The following is a 6,732-nucleotide window of genomic DNA, read 5'->3' on the forward strand; positions in this document are numbered from 1 at the left end:
GGCCGGATCCCCGCTTTGAGCCGCTTTTGCCCCTCGTCCAGGATCTGACACTCTTGGATCGGGATGAGCGCTACACCGCCGACTTGGCCAAGCTGAAGGCTGTTGGCGATGCCCTGGGCTTGCGCTACATCCTCTTGACTCACCTGCAGATCTCGCGGGATTACAACCGCCAGGGCAGCCCGCTGCTGAATACGGCCTTGCGCTTTCTGGCGCCGACGGTGCCGGTGGAAATTCCCAATTTCACCCCCAACCAGTTGCGCAGCCGCGGGGTGGTGGTGGTGGTGGACTTGCAGCGGGATCGACCGGGGGATCGGGCTCGCTACTACGAGGCCTATGGCCGGGACGACGTGGGCGGGGATCCGCTGTTTGAAGATGCGGCGGCGGGCCTGTTTCGGCTGCAGGTGCGCAACATGGTGCCCGTCTTTATCCAACAATGGCAGGCCAACAATCCCTTTGCGGGGTGAGGATCCCTGCAGCAGGATTTTGTCTCTCCAGAACCCACTGCGATTAGGGGATGTCGCCATGCCTTTCTTCTTCCTCACTTCGCTGCGGCGCAGGGTCCGCTTGGGCAGTCTGGCTCTCTGGTGCTGGCTGGCACTGACTCCAGGAGCGCTGGCCCAGGCGCCGGCCACCCCCCTTCCCCGTTTCACGCCGCTGTTTCCTTCTCATAACAGAGATCAAGCGGGATCCCAGGCGCGGCTGGTGGGCCAGGTGAGCAACAGCCTGGGTCAGCCGGTGGCCGGGGCGCAGGTGCAGTTGGAGGGCTTGGAGAACCTCGATCAGCCGATCCAAACGGACGAGCAGGGGGCGTTTGAGCTCAACCAGGCTCCTGCCGGACGTTGGATGTTGACCGTATGGCACCCCGACTACGAAATAGTGCAACAGGAGATCCTGCTGCAGGCGGGCCTGACCACCCCTGTAGATGTGGTTTTGCAGGTGCCCATCCGGCCCCAACCCCGGCGTCGCCTCGGCGTTTTGGGAGTGGGAGGACTGGAGCACACCCAGCTTTTAGGCCAGCGCCTGGCCATGGAGGCAGTGCGCCTGGGCCTGATCCCCAATAGCGAGAAGGTGGTGCCCCTGGACAACCGCCGCCTGCAGCCGATTCTGCGCCAGGTGGGCTGGCCGATCTACGAGCTGTTTGAGTGGGATCGCCGCAAGCCGGAAGCGGTAGGCCAGTTTTTCGATTACCTAGGCCTGGAGGCCATCGTCATCGCCCGCGTCGATGTCCTCACCCGCCCGGCCTCGCCCACGGAGGTGAGCCTGCGCTCCCGCAGCCGCCTAGAGCTGTGGCGGTTTGACGAGCAGGGCAACCTCGTGGCGGAGGTATTGGCGGAGGCCAGCCGCGACCAGGTGGAGCGGGGCAACCTCAACGCCGCTGAGCTGGCGCAGCTCTACCAAATCCAGGTCACCCAAATCGCCGCCGAAATCGGATCCCGCTGGCAAGCCAATCACCCCCTGGCCTCCTACCTAGAACTGGCCCCAGGCGAGGCCCCACCCCCGCCCTCGCGTCTGGATACAGCGGTGGAGCTGGTCATCCCCACCCCTACACCCACTCCCTAGAGCTCGCCCCCTCCCGTAGCCCCAGAAGTGGGGGTTCCAAGCAGCCGCTGTCAGCCCTATGCCCCGCAAAGTCGGAGCAAATGGCTGTTCTCGAGATCCTCCAGCTCTTCTAGGGAAGTCCAAAGAAGGGGAGCAGGGGCTAAAGTAACACTGGGGATCCTCGCCGTTTGTTGTTGGCTGCTGCCCATGAGTTCCGAACCCAACCCTCTTGCCGAAGATCGAGATCTAGGCCCGGAAGGAGATGAGCTGTCGCCAGCGTCTTCCGAGGGCGTTGGTGGAGTGGGATCCGGCGATCCTCCCGCTGCAGCAGAGCTCGCCACTTCCTCGTCCGCTTCTGCCTTGGTCGGGATTTGGCCGGAGGGATCCCGCCGCTGGCTGCTGGGGGGAGCGCTCGCCATCTTTCTGGTGGGCCTGGGGCTGCGCCTGTGGCGACTGGCCGAGTTGCCGGCGCCGGTGTTCGACGAGGTGTACTTTCCCAAGTTCGCCCAGAACTATCTCGACGGCGAGCCCCTCTACGACGTGCATCCGCCGCTGGGGAAGTACTTCATCGCCCTCAGTATCCAGCTTTTTGGCCGCAACGAGTGGGGCTTTCGCCTGGCCACCGCCTTGTGCGGATCCCTGATCCCGCTCTTGCTGACCGGCTTGGCCTACCGCCTCACCTATCACGTGGGCTTTGCCCTGTTGAGTGGGGCCCTGCTGCTCACGGACGGGGTGTTTCTGGTGGAGTCCCGCTTTGGCCTGATTAACGTGTACCTGGTGGCTTTTGGCCTGGCGGCCACCATTCTGCTGCTAAGCGGGCTGGAACGCCGCGGTTGGCAACGGGCCGTTCACCTGACCGGCTCGGGGATCCTCCTGGGGGCGGCGGCTTCCGTGAAGTGGAACGGCCTCTGGTTTGCCTTCATGTTTGCCCTGTTGGGGATCCTTGTTTGGGCGGTGGTCTGGCTGCGCCCGCAGTGGATCCCGCGTCTGGGCATTTTGATCCAAATCCGCCACCTGCGCTGGTGGCACTATGCCTTTTGCTTTGTCCTTGCGCCGCTGGCTTTCTACGCCATCCAGTGGATCCCCCACCTGCAGCTCAACCCGCAGCAGGGGCTAGCCCTGGGTTGGAGCTGGACTGGGATCCAGAATTACTTTCGCTCTCTAGTGCTCATCAATCAGGCGGTTTACAGCGGGCACCTGCATGCCGATCTCGTGGTGGACGAAAACACCCCCGTTCACCCCTACTGCTCCACCAGTTTGCGATCCCTGGTGGCCTGGTTCCCGGCGCTGCGCCCTTGGCTGACCACCCCCTTGGCCTCGGCAGGAGCCTGGTCTTGGCCGATTATGGGCCGCCCGGTGGGCTACTACTTCGCCGCGCAGGGCGACCTGTGGCGAGTGGTCCACGGCCTGGGCAATCCCTGGCTGTGGTGGCTGGGGACGGGATCCATCCTGGTGCTGGTCTGGCGGGGGATCCGCCGCTTCCATGGCGTGGAAGCCTTTATCTTAATTGGCTATGCGGCCAACTACCTGCCCTGGTTTATCGTCAGCCGCTGCGTTTTCATCTACCACTACATGAGCGCTCTGGCATTTAGCACCCTGGCCCTGGCCTGGCTGGTGCTGCTGGGCTGGCAGAGCTATCGCCGCTTCTGGCGCGGGGCGAGCATCACGGCAGTAGCCTTGGTTTTGGCGTCTTTTCTCTTCTTTTTCCCTGTTTGGTTTGGCCTTCCCCTCAGCCCCGGCGGATTTTATGCCCGCATGTGGTTCCGACCCACCCCTGTGCCCCTATTCTGCTTCAGTCCCCAAGCCTGCGAGCGGGCCCCCCTGCGCCTGCCGCCCATTCCCGGCTTGAACTGGATTTGAGGAGGGCATGGTAAGCTTTGTGCAGTTTGTTTCAGGAGTAGCTGCGCTTCGTTGCCCAAAGGCGGGGTGCGGTTTGTCAAGCGCTTGTGGTGGAGGTAGTGGAAACCTATGGCTCGATCCTGCCCGCGTCCTGCCAACTCTCCCCGCCGTTACCCCGGGCAGCCGGTGCCTGTGGGCGTCATTGGAGTCGGCAACATGGGCCAGCACCACGCCCGCGTCTTCAGCTTGATGAAGGATGTGCAGGTCGTAGGGGTAGCCGATATCAATGTGGAGCGGGGTTTGGATGTGGCCAGCCGCCACCGCGTTCACTTCTACGAGGATTACCGCGACCTGCTGCCCCACGTAGCGGCAGTAGCCATCGCCGTGCCGACGGTTTTGCACCACGAGGTGGGCATCGCCTGCCTGGAGGCGGGGGTCCATGTGCTGATCGAAAAGCCCATTGCCGCCAGCATCGCTGAGGCAGAATCCCTGGTGAACCGCGCTGCCGATTGCAATTGCATTTTGCAGGTGGGGCACATCGAGCGTTTCAGCCCCGTTTTTCAAAAGCTGGGCCAAGTTTTGCAAAGCGAAGAGCCGCTGGCCTTCGAGGCCCACCGCCTCAGCCCTTACTCTGACCGGGCCAGCGACGTGTCGGTGGTGTTCGACCTGATGATCCACGACATCGACCTGTTGCTGGAGCTGATCCCCTCCCCAGTAACCCAAATTACCGCCAGCGGCAACCGCGCCTCCAAGCTGGGCTACCTGGACTACGTCACTGCCACCCTCACCTTTGCCAACGGTGCCATCGCCACCCTCACGGCCAGCAAGGTTACCCATCGCAAGGTGCGCAAAATTGCCGTCCACTGCAAAAATGCCCTGGTGGAAGCCGATTTTTTGCACAACGAGATCTCCATCTATCGCCAGGGATCCAGCAGCAGCGACTACGGCCAGGTGTCCTACCAGCGGGACTGCCTCATCGAGAAGGTTCACATCGAACCCATTGACAAGCTCCACGCCGAGCTGGAGCACTTTATCAACTGTGTGCGGGGGGGCAGCCAGCCGTCGGTGGGCGGGGAGCAGGCCCTGAAGGCCTTGAAGTTGGCTTCCGAGGTGGAGCGGATCGCCTTAGATGGATGCGCCTGGAGGGAGGCCAAACCCTGCCGCAGCTTTTTGTCTTAGCTTTGCCGCCGGCCTCCAGGCGGGGGCAGGTGGTATCTTCTGCCAGCCGGTCATGGGTGGGGAGGGCGAGGAGGGCAGAGGCTTTGTGGAGAGGCAAGGTCGGGCAATCGTGGTAGAAGAGGGGTTGGCCTTAGCAATCGGCGGCCTGGCGGCAGGGATCCTGGCCGGTTTTTTGGGCATTGGCGGCGGGACGATCTTGGTGCCCTTGCAGGTGAGCTTGGGGATCCCGCCGCTGCAGGCGGTGGCCACCAGCAACTTTTCCATTCTCCTCACCTCCTTGGCCGGCAGCATCCAAAACTGGCGCATGGGGATGCTGGATCCCAAACGGGTAATTTTCCTGGGGATCCCGGCTCTGTTTACGGCGCAGGTTGGGGCGATCCTCGCCAGTCGCCTGCCCGGCTATCTGCTACTAGCGGCCTTTGGGGTGCTGTTGCTGGCGAACATTTACCTGGTGGAGCTGCGCAAAACCGTGGTCGCCCACGCCCAAGCGTTGGAGAGGCCAGGGGTTGCTGCCGGGGGGACGGACGACGCTGGAGAACTCCGCGACCGCCCTGCTGCCGAGGGGCAGATGCCGCGGTGGCTGGCCCGCACCCTCACCGGTGGCGCTGCCGGCTTGTTGGCGGGGCTTTTCGGCATCGGCGGTGGCGTCATCCTGGTGCCCCTGCAGATCCTGCTGTTGCGAGAAACCCTCAAGGTGGCCATCCAAACCAGCTTGGGGGCAATTGTTCTCACGGCAACTGCTGCTACCCTCAGCCATGCGGGCCTGGGCAACTGGATGGCGAACGCGCTCGGCTTTGGAGATGGCACCATCCGCCAGAATGTGCTCTGGATCCCGGGCCTGATCCTGGGTGCAGGTGGGTTGGTCGGCGTCCAGATCAGCACCCGCACCCTGCCTAAGCTGCCGGATGAGATCGTCGGCCTGCTTTTTCGAACCTTTCTCGCCGGGCTTTCCCTCTACGTTTTTTGGCAAGCCTGGCAGGACTACCAAGCCCTGGACAACCAGTAGCAATTCCCAACTTCGACGCCTCACCCTCCCCTATTCTTTTAGCGTATCTGGGTCTAGGAGGGGAGGGAAAGGCTTCGGGATCCCCGCAGATAGCAAGTCGGGCCTGGCCGGCCTGTCCTATTCTGAGTTGCAAGGACGACGCTCGCTCGGCTTGCTGAGGTCGTGGACGGGGTAGCTGCCGAAAAGCTTCAGGGTTTCTGCGATCGCTTCCAGGGCAGCGATTACCTCTGCATCCAGATAGGGTTGGCCGACCGGATTCTCCAGATCGACAAAAAAGACATAGGTCCCCGCCGATTTCTTGGTGGGGCGCGACTCAATGCGCGACATATTGAGGCCCCGCTCTGCAAAGACTTGCAGCGGCTTTAGCAGCGCCCCTGGCACATTGTGGGGCAGGCTGAAGGCCAAGGAAGTATGGGATCCCCCTGGCGAGGAACGGCGACGGCCCACCACCCAAAAGCGGGTGCAGTTATCCGGGTGGTCGTTGATGGGACAGGCCAAAACCGGCAGTTGGTAGAGCTCAGCGGCCCGCTCTGAAGCAATGACGGCAGCGTTGGGCTGCGCTCGCAGCCGCTCCAATTCTTCGGTGGTGGAGCGAGTTGGAATCAAGGTCGCCCGGGGCAGATGGGATCCCAGCCAAGCCTGACATTGGGCCAAGGCTTGCGGATGGGAATAGACCTGCTCGATCTGCTCCAGCCGGGAGGCGCAGCCGATGAGGGCATGGCGGATGGGCAGGATCAGCGCCTGGCGAATGCTCAGCCCCTCCAGTTGCCAGAGGGCATCCAAGGTCATCGAGACCCCGCCCTCAACGGAGTTCTCCACCGGCACCACCGCCCATTCTTGCTCGCCCGCAGCCACGGCTGCCAAGCAGGCGCTAATGGTGGGGTAGGGCACCAGAGGATGGGACCCCTGGCTATGGAGATGGGGCTGCTCGGGACAGGCGAGCAGAGCGGCCAACTCCGTGTAGGTTCCAACAGGGCCGAGGAAGGCTACCGGCGCAGAGGAGACGATTAAAGCCATTCTTTAGTTTTGTTTGCGAGTGTCGCTAGGAGCCAGCTCTAACTCTACTGCCTCGACGTTGCGCTGCAGCGGGCAATCAGGCTCTGGGCAACGGGGATTTGCCGCCACTATCTCCATAGCCTTCCCCACCTCCCGCCGAATCAGGCTCTGCA

General features: G+C 62.9%; 5 protein-coding genes and 1 pseudogene. 5 read left to right on the plus strand and 1 reads right to left on the minus strand.

Features of this window, described 5'->3' with window-relative positions; translation table 11 throughout:
* The 5 genes and pseudogenes from NW809_RS09705 to NW809_RS09725 all read left to right on the plus strand — a co-directional run.
* Nucleotides 1-464: pseudogene (locus tag NW809_RS09705) on the plus strand (hypothetical protein); the annotation flags it as partial.
* Nucleotides 465-522: 58 nt separating this feature from the next.
* Nucleotides 523-1,560 (plus strand): carboxypeptidase-like regulatory domain-containing protein, encoded by a 1,038-nt coding sequence (locus NW809_RS09710; RefSeq protein ID WP_011430302.1) that lies wholly within the window; start codon nt 523-525, stop codon nt 1,558-1,560.
* Nucleotides 1,561-1,746: 186 nt separating this feature from the next.
* Nucleotides 1,747-3,399: a phospholipid carrier-dependent glycosyltransferase gene (locus NW809_RS09715; RefSeq protein WP_099812116.1), complete on the plus strand. Its 1,653-nt coding sequence runs from the start codon at nt 1,747-1,749 to the stop codon at nt 3,397-3,399.
* A 108-nt stretch (nt 3,400-3,507) separates the two neighbouring features.
* Nucleotides 3,508-4,557, plus strand: a complete 1,050-nt coding sequence (locus tag NW809_RS09720; RefSeq protein WP_011430304.1) for a Gfo/Idh/MocA family protein — start codon at nt 3,508-3,510, stop codon at nt 4,555-4,557.
* A 52-nt stretch (nt 4,558-4,609) separates the two neighbouring features.
* Nucleotides 4,610-5,563 (plus strand): sulfite exporter TauE/SafE family protein, encoded by a 954-nt coding sequence (locus NW809_RS09725; protein ID WP_414402026.1) that lies wholly within the window; start codon nt 4,610-4,612, stop codon nt 5,561-5,563.
* Nucleotides 5,564-5,680: 117 nt separating this feature from the next.
* Here the strand turns inward: NW809_RS09725 and pheA are convergent, their stop codons facing one another.
* Nucleotides 5,681-6,580, minus strand: a complete 900-nt coding sequence (pheA, locus tag NW809_RS09730) for a prephenate dehydratase (protein WP_011430306.1) — start codon at nt 6,578-6,580, stop codon at nt 5,681-5,683.
* Between the last annotated feature and the right edge of the window lie 152 nt (nt 6,581-6,732).

The organism is Synechococcus sp. WC101 (assembly GCF_047461555.1).
GTDB lineage: Bacteria > Cyanobacteriota > Cyanobacteriia > Thermostichales > Thermostichaceae > Thermostichus.